Here is a 16887-nt window from a genome sequence, read left to right as displayed (position 1 = left end):
AATTTAACAAACAGCTTTCATTAACGATCTAAATTCCATTTTACTCTCTCAACTACCTTGGACAACTGACACATTCAACGCTTGCGATAAGTCAACCGCGCCTGTGTATAATGCCTTGCCGATAATTGCACCACTCACACCTTCATTCGCAAATGCGGCAAGTGCTTCCACATCAGCCAAGCTGCTTACCCCACCAGATGCAATGACTTGCTGCCCGGATGTACGCGCAAGCTCGACGATAGCCTCGACATTAGGTCCCTGCATCATGCCGTCCCGTGAGATATCAGTGAAAATAAAGGTTTCCGCACCTTCGCCAGCCAGCTCCTGTGCCAAGTCTACCGCACGGACATTAGAAGTCTCCAACCATCCACGAGTTGCTACATAGCCATTGCGCGCGTCCAGTCCAATTGCAATCTGACTGCCATAACGTTTCAGTACGTTCTGCACAAATACGCGATCCTCGATCGCAGCCGTCCCAAGAATAACTCGACGGACACCGAGCTCTAGCAAACGTTCCACGTCTGCTTCCGTCCGTAGTCCTCCCCCTACCTGTACAGGAATATCTACAGACTGCGCAATCTCGCCGATTACTGCATCATTGATCGGCTTTCCTTCCTTAGCTCCGTCCAAATCAACCAAATGAATCCATGAAGCACCCTCTGCTTTCCATTTTAGTGCTACTTCAGCCGGATGTTCGTTGTAAACGGTCTCCTGTCCATAATCCCCTTGGACAAGACGTACGCACTTCCCACCGCGAATATCAATCGCAGGATATATCGTAAATGCAGCAGACATATTCGCTCCTCCTCGCCTCTTAACCCATTAATCTATTCGATGAGTCATTAGCCCATTACTTATTTGAAATAGACACCGCTACGACTTTCGTTAGAAACTGCTCCAGCAACTTTAGACCGAGTGACCCACTCTTTTCAGGATGGAACTGCATTCCGTACACATTATCGCGAGCAACTATGGCAGTCACTTCACGATCAGCATATTCCGTTGTTGCCAACAGATCAGAAGGCTCTTCCACTTCCACATGATAGGAATGCACAAAATACACATAATCCTCCTCAAGCTCTTTCACAAGGGTATGATTAGGATTTTTCCAAGCCAATGAGTTCCAGCCCATATGCGGCACTTTATAGCCGGTTTGCGGGAATCTCACTACTTTGCCAGGCAGCAGCCCCAGCCCTTTGTGCTGACCATACTCCTCACTGCTATCAAACAGCAATTGCATACCAAGGCATATGCCAAGCAAAGGTTTCCCCTGCTGCACGAGTTTACGCAGTTCCTCGCCTAAACCAGTTGCATGCAGCGCATCCATTGCGTCCCCGAACGCCCCGACACCAGGCAAAATAATACCCGTTGCACTGTGCAATGGCTGGACCTCGGAAACAATAGTCGCCTCTCTGCCTAGGCGCTCTATCGCTTTGCTGACGCTGTGTAAGTTGCCCATGCCATAGTCAACAATTGCTATCATGCGCTACAACACCCCTTTCGTGGAAGGAACACCCTTCACACGCGGGTCAATAGAAGTTGCTTCATCAAGCGCACGTCCAAGCGCTTTGAATACCGCTTCAATCATATGGTGCGTATTGTGGCCATAATGAACGATTACGTGCAGTGTCATTCTCGCTTCCAGTGCCAGTTTCCACAGAAATTCATGCACCAGCTCTGTCTGGAACGTACCCACTTGAGCAGATGGATACTGCGCGCGATACTCCAAGTGTGGACGATTGCTTAAATCAATTACAACTTGAGCCAATGCTTCATCCATAGGTACAAATACCGATGCATAGCGCTTAATGCCGCGCTTATCGCCAAGCGCCTTCAACAAGGCTTGACCAAGACAAATACCGATGTCCTCAACGGTGTGGTGGTCATCAATTTCAATATCGCCTTTCGCTTGCACGCTAAGATCAAACTGACCATGTTTCGTAAACAAATCGAGCATATGATTTAAAAAAGGCACGCCTGTATTAAAATCACTCTTACCTTCTCCATCGACAGCCAATTGCAACTTAATATTCGTCTCATTTGTAACTCGTTCAATAGATGCTGTACGTTGACGCTCTACCGTCTCGGCTCCTGATACAGATTGACTCATCGTCCCTCACCCCTGTGATTTATTTTCGAATTGCTCCTGTTTCATTCGAATTTCGATTGCACGTGCATGTGCCTCTAATCCTTCGTGACGAGCAATCGTCATAATTTTCTCCCCATGCTGCAAGAGTGCTTCTTTGCTGTAGCGGATTAAGCTAGATTTCTTTAAGAACATATCCACATCTACAGGTGACGAGAACCGCGCAGTTCCGTTTGTAGGGATAATGTGATTAGGTCCTGCAAAATAATCTCCAACGGGCTCAGAGCTATATGGACCAATAAAAATAGCTCCCGCGTTCTCAATACGACCTAACCATTCCATTGGATCCTCCGTCATAATTTCTAAATGCTCGGGAGCCATTTCATTTACGAAATCTACTCCTTGCTCCAAGTCTTCAACTACAATAATCGCGCCATGCTGCTCAATCGACTGTGCAGCAATCGCTTGCCGCGGCAGCGAGGCTAGCTGCGAAATTACCTCTGCCTGTACACGCTTTGCTAACTCTGGACAGCTTGTCACCAAGACAGCAGATGCCATTTCATCATGCTCCGCCTGCGACAGTAGGTCCGCTGCTATATAAGCGGCATTGGCACTACCGTCAGCCAATACTACTATTTCCGAAGGCCCCGCCATACTATCGATATCAACCGTGCCGTATACTTCTCGCTTCGCTAACGCGACGTAAATATTACCGGGGCCGCATATTTTATCGACCCGAGCGATAGAATCCGTGCCATAAGCAAGAGCAGCAATCGCCTGTGCGCCGCCAACGCGATACATCTCCTTCACCCCTGCCTCAGCAGCCGCGACCCGAATATAAGGGTCGATCCCTGCAACGCCGCCAGTAGCCGGCGGGGTGACCATCACAATCTCCTTTACCCCGGCAACTTGAGCGGGGATTACATTCATAAGCACAGAGGAAGGATACGCCGCCTTCCCTCCTGGAACATAGACACCGACACGCTTTAGCGGCTTAATAATTTGCCCCAGCAGTGTTCCGTCCGATTGGACATCCATCCAGGACGTTCGTTTCTGCTTTTCGTGAAAGGCACGAATGTTGGCCGACGCTTCCTGTATCGCCGTCACAAACGCAGGCTCTACTTCCTGATAAGCCGCCTGAATCTCTGCCTCGCTTACTCGTAGCTGCTCTGCAGTCAGCACCATCTTATCGAACTGCTCCGTATAACGAAGCAGTCCAGCATCGCCATTCTGGCGCACATCTTGAACCACTCGCTTTACAACGGCCACTTGTTCGGCTGTACCATAGTCTACTTCCCGCTCTAGCCGGAATTCACTCGCCTTAACAATCTGCATTCTTCTTTCCCTCCCCCACATGTAAGCCCCTTGAACGTTTGACTCTCTGTGTCATATCACAGCAACGACCCAATTACCTTTAACAGCTGAATGGCCCAGATGATGCCTAAACATATACCTGCTTAGTCATTACAAGGTATTGTATTTAAACCTATTTAAACCATTCACTCATATGAAGACTATCCTTTTACCTGAACATTGCGATGCACCTGCAGCCGATCACACAGCTGCTGAATCGCTTCGTTTTTCATCCGGTAACTGACGCGATTGGCAATAAGTCGACTTGTAATACCGAACATTTCCTCTAGCTCGATCAGTCCATTTTCCTGCAATGTTTTCCCTGTCTCCACCATATCGACAATCCGATCCGCTAAGCCGATTAATGGTGCTAATTCGATAGAGCCATTCAGCTTAATCACTTCAACCTGCTGCCCACGTTCACGAAAATATTGTGAAGCAACGTTCGGGTATTTCGTAGCTACACGAGGATTCGTTAACGGCTTCCAATCTGGCAAGCCGATTACCGACATCCGACAGCGAGCAATGCCTAGGTCTAACAGTTCGTACACGTCTCGCTTCTCTTCGAGCAGCACATCTTTACCTACAATTCCGATATCTGCAGCGCCATACTCTACATAAGTAGGCACATCTACAGGCTTTGCCATAATGAATTGCATCTTCACTTCAGGAATATCAATAATCAGCTTGCGAGACTGATCTTCATCTTCAGGAACAAGCAACCCTGCTTCACGGAATAAGGTCGAAGCCTGTTTATAGATGCGCCCCTTCGGCATCGCTACCTTCAACCAATCATTCATAACGCTCTCCCTTTCTTATCTGAAAGTTAGCTAACTATGCAATCAGCAAACGTCAATACACGCTTCAGGCGCCGTCCATTCCAATGCAGCGCTTCTAGGTTCTGTTGGTCTACTTCTGCAAGCTGTTCCTCCCGCACGATCCGGCGTGTAATGACGCAGGCCCCTTCATTGCGCAATCGGGTCGCTTCTGCAATCGCTTCAGACCGATGGTTATCGTCATACTGCACCAGAATGGGAACATTCTCATTCTCAGCTTGCAGTTCGATCATATCCAGCATTCTTGTCGTCTTAATGGCAAATCCAGTAGCAGGTGCGGGACGGCCAAACTGCTGCAATAGATTGTCATAACGACCGCCGCTCATAACGGGCGAACCAAGGTCCGCTGCATACCCCTCAAATATCGTCCCTGTATAATAAGTAAAGTCACCGACCATTGTCAGATCGAGCATCAAATGAGAATCAACGCCGTAAGACTCCAGAACACTCCATAGCTGTTCAAGATGATGAAGTGCTGAATGAGCCGCGGGCTCTGTAGGCACAAGCTGACGGGCCTGCTCGATAACATCTCGTTTGCCGCGCAATCGCAGCACGGTTTCCAATTTCTCAATGCGCTCTGCTTCAATAGACAGCGTCTGGATGTGTTCTCGATAGCCAACAACATCTCGCTGCAAAAGGCATTGCTTTAAATACTGCTGAACTTCAACATCACCAGGCAGCAAATGCTCGAACAAGGCATGCAAGAAGCTATGATGCCCAATAGCTACTTGAAATGCCTCGACTCCTATCGATTGCAAGCAAGCAATCGACAACGCAATTACTTCTGCATCTGCTTCAGCAGAACTATCGCCAATTAACTCAGCACCTGTTTGATAAAACTCAGCTTCACGGCCAGCCTCTTCTTCCATGGAACGGAACACATTCGCATGATAAGATAGTCGAATCGGAAGCGGCTCATCTACCAGTAACGAAGAGACTACGCGTGCAATAGGTGCCGTCAAATCTGAGCGCAGCACCATCGTCGTGCCTCGTTGATTTAACAACTTAAACAATTTATGATCGGATGTCGAACTTGCCGTTCCGACCGTATCATAGAACTCCATTGTAGGTGTAATGAGTTGAGCATACCCCCAACGTGACATACAATGAAGGGTTTGTTGCTCCATATAGCGCAGCTTCTGCACCATCTCAGGTAAATAATCTCGTACACCAGAGGGTTTCTCAAACATCTTAGGCTTCGTCATACGCTTCACCGCCGTTCTATTCGATCCCTACTATTAACAGGATTCCAGGCTGGATCTCTATCATTCTCCAAACGCCATGATCCTTTAGTGGGTTAATGTACTACCAAGTTAATTTATTAGCAAACAAAAGGAAATTATCGATAATCTTATCACTTTCCCTATGTACCGTCAATCCTTTCCAGACACAAATTTTACCTATTACGACTACTGTCTACGTACTTCCAACAGCCAGCAGTCTGTACTCCAAAGTGAATGCACCACTATAAAAAAAGAATCAACCATTTCGATTGATTCTCTTCTCTTCCGTCTATAAATATCTCACACTCATTTTTTTGCAATACGGATTGAACAGACAGAACCTGCTCCATGCTTATTACCATTCGGACCAATCTTATCTATCGTGAGCGCTTATCATCAGATGACAGGGACAATGTAATTGTTCGGCCTTGATGATTGATGGATGGTTGTATATTTAGCAGTTCCATAACTTCATTCATTGGGATGAATACCTGATCGTTCTGTAAAATAGGAGACTGTTTAAAAACAACCCTTTCACGGCTTATGCTGTTCCGCCATACCACATCCCTCTTGTCATCTGCACGTTCTTCCCCGCGATGCGCCATTCTTTCAATTAGCTCAGCTACTTCAATCTTTTGATCGCCGCCATTAATTCGGAATCCATTGCGCTGCTCGCGATTGTTAATACCTGGCTTCACCGTAAATGATATATTGATACCAAGCTGATTACATATGTCTAATACATCCTTATCGTAAGCTCCGTACGGAAAAGCAATCACACTGTTGGTATTGCCTAGTTCTTGCTTCAATTTCTGTTCTGCCATAAGCAAATCCTGCTTTACCCGAGCTAAATATTCACTGCGTGTTTCTACACGCTTCAAATCCTCGCGATACATAGGACGAATGAGCATGGGACGCTCCTTTGTCCCTTCCTTATTAATTGGAACATATTTGTGAGAATCGTAAGTATGACTGTAGAAGCTCATCCCTGCTTTCTTCATCTCACGCATTTGTTCCCACGTCAGCTTTTTTACACTGTCACTTTTGTCATTCCCAATTGTGTTGATGATAACAAAATTGGTCGCCTTGATGCCGTACATTTTCAAAATCGGAAAAACATCGGTGTAGAATGAAGCATATCCATCATCAAAAGTTAATAGTACTGCATTGGGTGGAACCGGCTTATTATGCAGCATGTAATCTATGTATTGATCTATCGTAATAAACTCAAACCCTGCTCGCAGCACTTCTTGAATTTGAACTTCAAACTGTTCAGGTGTAATCACCCAGGATCGTCTAGGCTTTGATGTAATGTGATGATACATTAACACGACAACCTCATCCCGATAATAAATAGGTTTTTCGACCCGCTGCATTCCCTTCTCATCAGCCGTATATATGCGCAGCATTTCTCCGTTATCCGTCTTTATCGTTTGATTCCCAAAGGCTTGCATCAACAATCGTGTAGGAATATACCATTCATCATCCCTTTGTATTGCCTTACCCGCTGCGTGATTATGACCAGCAAACTCAACGCTATACTCTGTGTAGGCTCTCAGGGGAGGCGTACATCCAATAGCCAGCAGTATAAATATCAGGAATACAGCGACGACATATTTTATCTTCATGCTCTCAAACTTCCTTATCTTTTCTCATAGTCAGCAATATATAAAATTTACCACAATACACCATTAGTTTTCGAGTTAATTTTATATTTGGTATTTATCATACTGAAAAAATAAACAAGCTATTCTTCATCACCTTTGTGTTCATAAATAAAAAGCGCAAAAAAAGACGCTTGCTTTCGCAAACGTCTTTCGCATCACGCTGATTCAACTGTGTTTTTTTGAGCAGAAGATCTATCTGTTAATTCCGTAGATTCATTCTGTTCAACTGATGCCTCTAATCCCTGCGCAGCCGCTTCACGAATCACTCGCATTGGATTGCCTCCGACCATTTGGCCTGGAAGAACATCTTTATGGACAACGGACCCCGCTGCTACAACAGCATTGTCCCCGATTGTAACACCCGGCAAAATAGTACAGTTGGCACCAATCATCACGTTATCGCCAATCCGCACATCTCCAAGACGATACTCTTTTATCAAATACTCATGAGCTAATATCGTTGTATTATATCCGATGATTGAATTACGCCCTACATAAATACGTTCAGGGAAAAACACATCTACCATCACCATTAATCCAAATGCAGAATGCTGGCCAACCTTCATTTTCAACATACGACGATAAATGCTATTTTTGAGCGGCAAAACAGGGCAATATCTCGCCAACTGAATGAAAATAAAGTTCTTAACACCCTTCCACGGACTAACTGTACGATAAATATGCCATAGGCTGTTAGGACCTTCTACTGGATAACGCTCAACGTTTCTCACCTGCGTTACGCTCCAATCCAACAAGCGCATATAAGTCGCGCATGTCATGAATGATATGACGCGGCTCGTACTTTCTGAGTTCCGCTTCTCCCTTCAAAGACCAAGCAACTCCACAAGAAATGGCTCCCGCTGCATTTGCAGACTGGATATCAGCAGGGCTATCGCCCACCATTATCGTAGTCGCAGGATCAGCTCCCAATGCTTCGATCGCCTTTAAGACAGGCTCAGGATGAGGTTTCGCATGCGTTACGTCTTGTACCGTTACAACGGTGCCCATCTTGTCCCATAACTCAAACATCCGAAGTACACGACCAGTAGATTCACGCACCTTGGTCGTAACTACGCCAAGCCGAATACCCGCTTCTGCCAAAGTATGTACGACCTCATTTACGTGAGGAAATGGTTTGACCATCTCATCGTGACGAGTACGATTATACGTTCGATAGGCATTTACATAGTCATTTACATCATCCTGCTTCGTGAAGATTTGAAGCTGCTGCTCAAGCGTCAATCCCATACTAGGGATGATATGCTCTCTGTTGAACGGAGCCGGTACGACATCCTTCAAGATTTCAATAAATGTCTCAATAATGAGCTCATTCGTATCGATAATCGTACCATCCAAATCAAACAGAACTGTTCGTATCATGCTGCTTCATTCTCCTTTTTACTACATTGCTGCAATAGATTTCACTGCTATGTTTTCCCCAATAGAGCCCTAATATTAAATTAAGCTGAGCCTATTGAAGCTTCTATTTCACCTTACACGTCTAGCTCTTTAGTTATGGTTATTGCTCATCTTTTTTCTTCTTTTCATTTGCCCTATTTTCTGCAACTGCATGATCCGAATGTTGAACCGTCTTTGCTGCTGACTTGTCTGTAGCTGTGCTAGTTGCCGCATCAGCCTTCGTAGAAACAATTGGATCCAGATAGCGTGCTTGAGCACGCCCTGTCACACGACGGAAGATAATGAATACAATGCCGACGAGAACAAGTACTACGGCAATCAATTGTGAAATACGTATATTCCCATAGTTCGGATCAAGATAACCAGCTTCGAATACTGCTGTCATTGGCTGCCACAATGTATTCATGAACGAAGCCATCCACTCAGAGCCTTGATAAGCAAGACTATCTGTACGCAAGCCTTCGATAAAGAAGCGGCCAATCGAATACCACATTAAATAACCGATAAAAATCTCACCAGCTCTTACGAAGCGAAGGCGACGAATGGCCAATATAAGCAGTACACCTACGATGTTCCATATGGATTCATAAAGAAACGTTGGATGATGGAACGTCCCTTGGACATTCATCTGATTAACAATAAAGTTCGGCAAGTTCAAGGTATCGCGTAAGAAAGTTTCTGAAACCGGACCGCCATAAGCTTCCTGATTCATAAAGTTCCCCCAACGTCCAATTGCCTGTCCAAGCAAAAGACCTGGAGCACAAATATCCGCAATACGCCAGAAATTATATCCTTTACGACGCACATAAATAATCGCACAAATAACAGCACCTATCAACGCGCCGTATATTGCAATACCGCCTTCCCATATCGCAAATACTTTGATCGGATCATGCTTGTACTCATCCCATTTAAATGCCACATAATAGGCTCTTGCACCGATCAAGGCCGATGGAACACCAAGCAGCAGTAAATCCATAAAGAAATCTTGGGAAATTTTAAACCTCTTGCCTTCTTGCATAGCAATTAACAAGCCTGCCAGAGCCGCTGAGCCCAAAATTAAGCCATACCAGTATACCGAAATTGGTCCGAGCTTAAAGGCAATTGGATCCAACAGTGTTGATGCGATCGTATCCATTGTTCACTCTCCCTCGATTCAGTTCCTTGCACATTACTTACTTCAATTAACTTTTCAAAATATGAATACTCACTACACCCACGATAATCATCCTTAACGATCAATCAATCGAAATCATCACTATCTTCATTAATTTGCTCTGTCAGTTTGTTTGTAAACTGCAGCGCTGCATTGTAACCCATGCGCTTCAAGCGATAATTCATCGCTGCCACTTCAATAATAACGGCTAAGTTACGTCCCGGGCGAACTGGAATCGTAACAAGCGGCACATCGGTATCCAAAATACGTGTCGTCTCCTCATCGAGCCCAAGACGATCATATTGTTTATCCTGCTGCCATGTTTCCAGCTTAATAACAACGCTAATTCGCTTGTTGTTGCGAACCGCACCCGCCCCAAACAGCGTCATCACATTAATAATTCCGATTCCGCGGATTTCTAATAGATGGCGAATCAAATCTGGTGCCGTACCGTGCAGCTGATTATCAGATGTCTGACGAATTTCTACCGCATCGTCCGCTACAAGACGGTGACTGCGCTTTACCAGCTCAAGCGCTGTTTCACTCTTACCAATTCCGCTTCCACCGGTAATGAGCATACCAACACCATAGACATCGACCAGAACGCCATGAATAGTTGCCGTTGGTGCCAACTTTCTTTCAAGGAAGCTCGTAATTCGACTTACTAAGGTCGTTGATGCCAATGGGGAACGCAGCAATGGAACCTCGTTCTCTTCGCAAATTTGCACGAGCTCGGTTGGCACATCCAGACCACGTGTAATAATGATACTTGGCAGCTCTGGAGATATGAACCTTCTTAACCGTTCTACCCTTGTTTCCTCTGGTAGCGTTTCTAGGAAAGTGAGCTCTGTTTTGCCCAGCAACTGTATACGCTCAGTTGGATGATAATCAAAGTAACCTGCTATTTCCAAACCAGGGCGATGCAAGTCATCCACCGTGATAAGGCGCTTCATGCCTTGTTCACCAGCAAGCACTTCCATTTGGAATTGTTCTACTAGCTCAGACACTTTCACCTTTTTAGCCATCGACTTTCACTCCTTATCTCCTGCTCAACATCTATACAATTTGAACGAAATATTCATTTCTGATCACAGGAACCAAATAGTTTTAGTATGACTAATCATTTCGCTCAAGTAGGTAAAGTTGTGAGCTCTATCTCGTATGTATGATCTCACCTTATTATTCATACAAGCTTTTTTAAGCAGCAGCTATTAGCTGTCTCAATGTAACCATCGTAATGGAAAACAGCATTGAAATCAACGCATACCCCAACATACACTTCCTACGTAAGCCCTATTTTTTAGACATTTGCAGGATCAAACCTCACAAATCACGAATCCATCTATGCCTTGGGCTGAATGAAAGGTGGTGAGAGCACGAGAACAGGATAATAACCTGACTCCTTGTTTGTACGAACAGAAGGGATCGTTATCAAATCTTTCCCTGATTTCAATTTACGAAGGAGGTTTGTTATGTATTCATCTATCCATCGCCGAGCAATTCGGCCACTGTCTGTTATGATTGTCGCTGTGCTTTTTGTGTTGCTGATCCCCTTTCAGGCTTTCGGTGCTTCAGCTTGGGCACCTAATACCGTTTATCAAAAGGGAACCGTCGTCACGTATCAAAACATCAACTATGAATGTACACAAACGCACACTTCATTGAATGGATGGGAGCCACCTAATACACCAGCGCTATGGAAACTATCCTCTGCTCCTGTCGATACCACACCACCAACTGCGCCTTCATCTCTACAGTCACCTTCACAAACTACCACCACGATCACACTCACTTGGCAAGCCTCAACGGATAATATAGGTGTTCAGCAATACCGTGTCTACAGTGGCACAACACAAGTGGGGACCTCTGCTAACTCACCTTATCAAATAACTGGATTATCTCCTAATACCCTATACTCATACACCGTCAGAGCCGTAGATGCTGCTGGTAATGTGTCCACTGACAGCAATACGATTCAAGTGCGCACAGCTGTGCCTGTCGTGGACAATCAACCGCCTACCGTTCCAACTAATCTACGCAGCACCAACACCACAAATACCACGATCAGTCTTGCTTGGGATGCAAGCCAAGACAATATCGGCGTCAGTCAATATGAGGTGATCGTTAACGGTCAGGTTGCAGGTACATCTGCGCAAACGACCTTTACGATCACAAGCCTTACCGCTAGCACCACTTATGCTATTGCCGTCCGCGCTGTAGATGAAGCAAATAATCGCTCTGCTAACAGCACGATCGCTTCTATTACCACAAAAGATACCGTTGCTGTAGCAGGCAAAGTTCTTGTTGGGTACTGGCATAACTTCAACAATGGCTCCACAAACATTCGATTACGGGACATTTCTCCAAACTTTGATGTTATTAACGTAGCCTTCGCTGAACCAGTCGGGGACCGCGCTACGATGGCATTCACGCCTTACAACGCTACAAAAGAGCAGTTCAAGGCCGACATCGCTGAACTCCGCGCAAAAGGAAAAAAAGTTCAAATTTCCATCGGCGGTGCAGAAGGCACGGTTGAAATGAATACAGAAGCAGACAAGCAAAACTTCATTCGTACCATGAATGCGATTATTGCGGAATATAACTTCGACGGTCTGGATATCGACCTAGAGGGTAGCTCTCTTGCCCTTGCTGGGGGAGATACCAACTTCCGAAGTCCGACTACACCTAAGATTGTCAATCTTATAGCCGCAGTAAGAGAAATCCTATCCACAAAAAGTGCTGCCTTCCAGCTAACAATGGCTCCTGAGACAGCGTATGTCCAAGGAGGGCTAGTTGCCTATGGCGGTCCATGGGGAGCTTATCTGCCTGTTATCCATGCATTTAGGGATCGGATGAATTTTATTCATGTACAGCACTACAATACAGGTTCCATGACAGCTTTAGATGGCCGCTCTTATTCCCAAGGCACAACAGACTTTCAAGTCGCAATGGCTGAGATGCTGCTAGCTGGCTTTCCTATTGGCAACAACCCTAACAACATGTTCCCTGCCTTGCGTGAAGATCAAGTTGCTATTGGTCTTCCCGCCAATCAAAGTGCTGCCGGCGGAGGCTACACCAATCCGGCAGATATCGACAAAGCTTTAAAGTATATTACGAAAGGTATTAGCTATGGCGGTAGTTATGTATTAAGAAAGCCAACTGGCTATCCTAACTTCCGTGGTGTTATGACTTGGTCGATTAATTGGGATAAAGTAGCTAACTTCGGCTTCTCCAACCCAGTACGTTCATCCTTAAACTCTTTAAATTAACTAGTCGGTTTTCATTTTCTTATAGTTAATTTAAAGATGAAAATTACAGTTAACTTATAGTGAATTCAAATACTCTAGCCTCCATCTCATTCAGCCCTTGGTATTTATCGTCGTCGTTATACTCGCCTTTCTACTTCACTTGCTTCCATAAAATTAACACAAACAAAATAGAGCCCAGAGTGATTACACACCCTGGGCTCTACCCTACATAATTAGTTTTCGAAAACGTTCAATTCGGACTCTTTGTCGAATACATGAACTTTGTTCATATCGATAGCCAATTTCACGTTTTGACCTTCTTGAGCGTTAGAACGGCCGTCTACACGTCCAATAACGTTTTCAGAGCCAACGCCTTTCAAGTACAATAGCATTTCATGACCCAAGTTCTCTGTCACATCAATAGAAGCTGAGAAGATACTATTTGGAGAAGCTTCCAAGAATACAGGCTCTTCATGAATATCTTCTGGACGTACGCCGAGGATAACCTCTTTGCCGATATAGTTTTTATCTTTCAAAGCTTGTGCTTTGCCTGCAGGGATTACAACATTCAAGCCATCTGTCTTGAAGCGAATCTCACCAGCCTCTTCATTCAACTTACCGTGGATGAAGTTCATCGTAGGAGAGCCCATGAAGCCTGCAACGAACAAATTCAACGGATGATTGTACAATTGGTCCGGAGAAGCTGCTTGTTGAATATAGCCATCTTTCATAACAACAATACGGTCACCCATCGTCATTGCTTCAATTTGGTCATGCGTTACGTAGATAACAGTCGTCTCAAGACGTTTAGCCAACTTCGTAATTTCCGAGCGCATTTGACCACGAAGCTTCGCATCCAAGTTGGAAAGCGGTTCGTCCATCAAGAATACTTGTGGGTTACGAACGATCGCGCGTCCAAGGGCAACACGCTGACGCTGACCACCGGAAAGTGCTTTTGGCTTACGCTCTAGCAAATGCTCGATATCAAGAATACGAGCCGCTTCTTTAACTTGCTTATCGATCTCATCCTTAGGAACTTTACGAAGCTTAAGACCGAAAGCCATGTTTTGAAATACGTTCATATGTGGATACAAAGCGTAAGATTGGAATACCATGGCGATATCGCGATCCTTAGGTGCAACATCGTTAACGAGCTTATCACCGATATAAAGCTGTCCCTCAGAGATCTCTTCAAGACCTGCGATCATACGAAGCGTCGTGGATTTACCACAACCGGATGGACCAACCAATACAAGGAACTCTTTATCTTTAATATCAAGGTTAACATCAATAACAGTTGGCTTGTCAGACCCCGGATATTTTTTATATACATGTTCTAAGCGTACGCCTGCCATAATTATTTCCTCCCCACGATTGTCAATGTAATCGGTTTCTTACTATATATCTATCATAATTCACAGCCGGGCCCCTGACTATAGTCAACGTGCACAAAAAAGTACCCCTAACTATCCATCACTCATTGGATACATTCACAAAAATGAAGGCGATTACAAATCATATTTGTACAAAATGTATATACGCATACTTCAGAGTTATTGTGAATGAGCTACCTTATACAGTAACAGCACGAGCTTTATAAGCAGCGCGTCTGAGAATGAGCGAATATCAAGTCCAGTTTCCTGCTTAATTTTATCAAGTCGATACAACAACGTATTACGATGAATATATAAGCGCTTTGCAGTTTCACTAACACTACAATTTTGTTGAAAATACATTTCCAAGGTTGCCAACGTCTCTGCATCATGGAACACTTCTGTCTTTTTCACAATTCGCTTTAAATATTCAGCTCGCACATGATCAGGAATACTGTATGCCAGATGCTCTATGTGCAGCTCCCACGGCAAATGAATATGCTCTGTTAGATGGAAAGTACGTCCTAAGAATATCGTTTCCCTCATATGAGCTACTGTAGCAGGAATGCCCTTTTGACCAATAAAAGAGTAATCTACAGTCATATGGCTTTCACCGATCCATTCGGCAGTGAGAAGTTCATGTAATCCTAGGCAGTATGAAGTTAATAACTCTTCCTGAGATTCGCCGTTATCTACATCGTCCTCTAAATCCGCTGTTGTTAACGCCAACGGGACAAGAATAAGCCATTCCTGCTCTGATAATGGTATGAGAAATGTATGGCCATCAAAATAAGAATCTACTAATTTCTTCAGCAGTTGATAGCGCGGACCTTCCCGATGAATATGTTCCGTAACAAGAAGAAATGGCGTGATCATACCTAAAAGTTGTTTATTCCAAGGAATATGCTCAGGAATTTCTACCTTCCAGTCTCGCTCATGAATAGAAGACAATATCCATGAACCGACTCGTTGAGCTTCTTGTTCTTCACTCGCAGTCAGTATATTTTGCTCGAGCTGCTCACCGTGTTCCAGCATAAGTACAAGCTCGATCCACTGCTGTTCTTGACTACTTAATGAACTAGACTCCAACTTCATCAAAGTAGATTGTTCAGTACCCTGCTTCCAAAGTAAGTACCATGCATCATCACTCTGATGCATAACAACTCCTGAAGGCGACATTGAATCAATGCCTGCAACGGAAGATTGAGTCCATTCCCTCCATAGGGATGTCGGGACAGCTACCAGCTCCAAGGTTCTACCCAGTATACGTTCAATATGCAACTGCAAAGATGGCTTCTCTATCATCATTCGATCACTCCGCCCATTCTTCTTGTTCTATCTATATCTACTTTTATTTTAGCATATCAAGTAACCAGTATTCATACATCATCACGCATCCCATTTAGCTTATACCCAATAGACGCATTATGAATATAAATAGTTAGTATAATAAAAATTGTAATACAATATATAAAAATAAACGCAAAAAAACTTCAGTTATTCACTGAAGTTGTTAATGATAAAACTGGTGAGCCATGTAGGACTCGAACCTACGACACCCTGATTAAAAGTCAGGTGCTCTACCAACTGAGCTAATGGCTCGTAAATGGTGGAGGATGATGGATTCGAACCACCGAACCCGGATGGGAGCAGATTTACAGTCTGATGCGTTTGGCCACTTCGCTAATCCTCCATATTTACAATGGTGGTTCGGGACGGAATCGAACCGCCGACACGAGGATTTTCAGTCCTCTGCTCTACCGACTGAGCTACCGAACCATAATATGCAATTGTCTTAAACACCGATTCCCTCAAAAAAGGGATGTAATGGCGGAGCTGACGGGATTCGAACCCGCGGTCTCCTGCGTGACAGGCAGGCATGTTAGGCCTCTACACCACAGCTCCGTATTACAATGGTGCCGGCGATAGGAGTCGAACCCACGACCTACTGATTACAAGTCAGCCGCTCTACCAACTGAGCTACACCGGCATATTATGGTGGACGCTGACGGGATCGAACCGCCGACCCTCTGCTTGTAAGGCAGATGCTCTCCCAGCTGAGCTAAGCGTCCATGTTTTGTGAAATAAAGGTAATATGGTAGCGGCGGAGGGGATCGAACCCCCGACCTCACGGGTATGAACCGTACGCTCTAGCCAGCTGAGCTACACCGCCATATTATTGTTGTATCTATTAAGGTTCACTGGCGGAGAGAGAGGGATTCGAACCCTCGCGGCTGTAACACCCTAACGCTTTAGCAAAGCGTCCCCTTCGGCCTCTTGGGTATCTCCCCACAAATCGGTAAGGCTTAATTAAGGCTTGTCCACCGTATTATATGTGAATCTTCGTTGATAATCAAGGTTATACCTTGAAAACTGATCGCAAAGTGATTAAAACGCTTCTTCATATTCATTAGGATAAGCCCTCGACCTATTAGTATTCGTCAGCTCCACACATTACTGTGCTTCCACCCCGAACCTATCAACCTCGTCGTCTTCAAGGGGTCTTACTAATTGGGAAATCTCATC

14 protein-coding genes, 8 tRNA genes and 1 rRNA gene are annotated in these 16887 nt (G+C 44.8%); 1 reads left to right on the top strand and 22 read right to left on the bottom strand.

What is annotated here, in order from left to right; translation table 11 throughout:
- Nucleotides 1-48: 48 nt before the first annotated feature.
- The 11 genes from hisA to hprK all read right to left on the bottom strand — a co-directional run bounded on the left by hisA (nucleotide 49) and on the right by hprK (nucleotide 10765).
- Entirely contained in the window at nucleotides 49-795 is a 747-nt protein-coding gene (gene hisA, locus FPZ44_RS19095; protein WP_144992818.1) for a 1-(5-phosphoribosyl)-5-[(5-phosphoribosylamino)methylideneamino]imidazole-4-carboxamide isomerase, read from the bottom strand.
- A 55-nt stretch (nucleotides 796-850) separates the two neighbouring features.
- Entirely contained in the window at nucleotides 851-1483 is a 633-nt protein-coding gene (gene hisH / locus FPZ44_RS19090) for an imidazole glycerol phosphate synthase subunit HisH (protein ID WP_144992816.1), read from the bottom strand.
- A gap of 3 nt (nucleotides 1484-1486) precedes the next feature.
- A complete protein-coding gene (gene hisB / locus FPZ44_RS19085; RefSeq protein ID WP_144992814.1) occupies nucleotides 1487-2110 on the bottom strand; it encodes an imidazoleglycerol-phosphate dehydratase HisB in 624 nt (207 codons plus the stop codon).
- A gap of 6 nt (nucleotides 2111-2116) precedes the next feature.
- The gene (gene hisD, locus FPZ44_RS19080) at nucleotides 2117-3421 is read right to left on the bottom strand and encodes a histidinol dehydrogenase (protein ID WP_144992812.1); all 1305 of its coding nucleotides are present in this window, start codon (nucleotides 3419-3421) and stop codon (nucleotides 2117-2119) included.
- Between the two features lie 179 nt (nucleotides 3422-3600).
- Nucleotides 3601-4239, bottom strand: coding sequence for an ATP phosphoribosyltransferase (gene hisG / locus FPZ44_RS19075; protein WP_144992810.1), 639 nt, complete (start codon nucleotides 4237-4239; stop codon nucleotides 3601-3603).
- 26 nt (nucleotides 4240-4265) lie between these two features.
- Nucleotides 4266-5480: an ATP phosphoribosyltransferase regulatory subunit gene (locus FPZ44_RS19070; protein WP_144992806.1), complete on the bottom strand. Its 1215-nt coding sequence runs from the start codon at nucleotides 5478-5480 to the stop codon at nucleotides 4266-4268.
- A 395-nt stretch (nucleotides 5481-5875) separates the two neighbouring features.
- On the bottom strand, nucleotides 5876-7126 hold the full coding sequence (locus FPZ44_RS19065; RefSeq protein WP_144992804.1) for a polysaccharide deacetylase family protein: 1251 nt from the start codon (nucleotides 7124-7126) through the stop codon (nucleotides 5876-5878).
- 194 nt (nucleotides 7127-7320) lie between these two features.
- On the bottom strand, nucleotides 7321-7896 hold the full coding sequence (locus FPZ44_RS19060; RefSeq protein ID WP_144992802.1) for an acyltransferase: 576 nt from the start codon (nucleotides 7894-7896) through the stop codon (nucleotides 7321-7323).
- Complete coding sequence (gene ppaX / locus FPZ44_RS19055; RefSeq protein WP_144992800.1) at nucleotides 7883-8545, bottom strand: pyrophosphatase PpaX; 663 nt, start codon at nucleotides 8543-8545, stop codon at nucleotides 7883-7885. Before ppaX ends, FPZ44_RS19060 begins: the two co-directional genes overlap by 14 nt.
- A 139-nt stretch (nucleotides 8546-8684) precedes the next feature.
- Nucleotides 8685-9713, bottom strand: a complete 1029-nt coding sequence (gene lgt / locus FPZ44_RS19050; RefSeq protein WP_144993662.1) for a prolipoprotein diacylglyceryl transferase — start codon at nucleotides 9711-9713, stop codon at nucleotides 8685-8687.
- 113 nt (nucleotides 9714-9826) lie between these two features.
- On the bottom strand, nucleotides 9827-10765 hold the full coding sequence (gene hprK / locus FPZ44_RS19045; protein ID WP_144992798.1) for an HPr(Ser) kinase/phosphatase: 939 nt from the start codon (nucleotides 10763-10765) through the stop codon (nucleotides 9827-9829).
- Nucleotides 10766-11212: 447 nt separating this feature from the next.
- Between hprK and FPZ44_RS19040 the strand changes: the two genes are divergently transcribed.
- On the top strand, nucleotides 11213-13009 hold the full coding sequence (locus tag FPZ44_RS19040; protein ID WP_144992796.1) for a fibronectin type III domain-containing protein: 1797 nt from the start codon (nucleotides 11213-11215) through the stop codon (nucleotides 13007-13009).
- Between the two features lie 212 nt (nucleotides 13010-13221).
- On the opposite strand, the gene FPZ44_RS19035 is transcribed toward FPZ44_RS19040, so the two are convergent.
- From FPZ44_RS19035 to FPZ44_RS18985, 11 genes are all read right to left on the bottom strand, one after another.
- The gene (locus tag FPZ44_RS19035; RefSeq protein ID WP_144992794.1) at nucleotides 13222-14343 is read right to left on the bottom strand and encodes an ABC transporter ATP-binding protein; all 1122 of its coding nucleotides are present in this window, start codon (nucleotides 14341-14343) and stop codon (nucleotides 13222-13224) included.
- A 198-nt stretch (nucleotides 14344-14541) separates the two neighbouring features.
- Nucleotides 14542-15669: a PucR family transcriptional regulator gene (locus FPZ44_RS19030; RefSeq protein WP_261378430.1), complete on the bottom strand. Its 1128-nt coding sequence runs from the start codon at nucleotides 15667-15669 to the stop codon at nucleotides 14542-14544.
- A 218-nt stretch (nucleotides 15670-15887) separates the two neighbouring features.
- Nucleotides 15888-15963: transfer RNA gene (locus FPZ44_RS19025), tRNA-Lys, on the bottom strand.
- Between the two features lie 5 nt (nucleotides 15964-15968).
- Nucleotides 15969-16054: transfer RNA gene (locus FPZ44_RS19020), tRNA-Tyr, on the bottom strand.
- 10 nt (nucleotides 16055-16064) lie between these two features.
- Nucleotides 16065-16140, bottom strand: a tRNA-Phe gene (locus tag FPZ44_RS19015).
- Nucleotides 16141-16189: 49 nt separating this feature from the next.
- A tRNA-Asp gene (locus tag FPZ44_RS19010) sits at nucleotides 16190-16266 on the bottom strand.
- A gap of 9 nt (nucleotides 16267-16275) precedes the next feature.
- Nucleotides 16276-16351, bottom strand: a tRNA-Thr gene (locus FPZ44_RS19005).
- Between the two features lie 6 nt (nucleotides 16352-16357).
- Nucleotides 16358-16433: transfer RNA gene (locus FPZ44_RS19000), tRNA-Val, on the bottom strand.
- 24 nt (nucleotides 16434-16457) lie between these two features.
- Nucleotides 16458-16534 (bottom strand) — tRNA-Met (locus FPZ44_RS18995).
- A 29-nt stretch (nucleotides 16535-16563) separates the two neighbouring features.
- Nucleotides 16564-16652, bottom strand: a tRNA-Ser gene (locus FPZ44_RS18990).
- A 120-nt stretch (nucleotides 16653-16772) separates the two neighbouring features.
- Nucleotides 16773-16887: ribosomal RNA gene (locus FPZ44_RS18985) — 23S ribosomal RNA — on the bottom strand; the annotation flags it as partial.

This window comes from Paenibacillus agilis (genome assembly GCF_007786455.1).
Lineage (GTDB): Bacteria > Bacillota > Bacilli > Paenibacillales > Paenibacillaceae > Paenibacillus_B > Paenibacillus_B agilis.
Note: the sequence above shows the minus strand (reverse complement) of the source record. Positions and strands in the feature narration are given on the sequence as shown.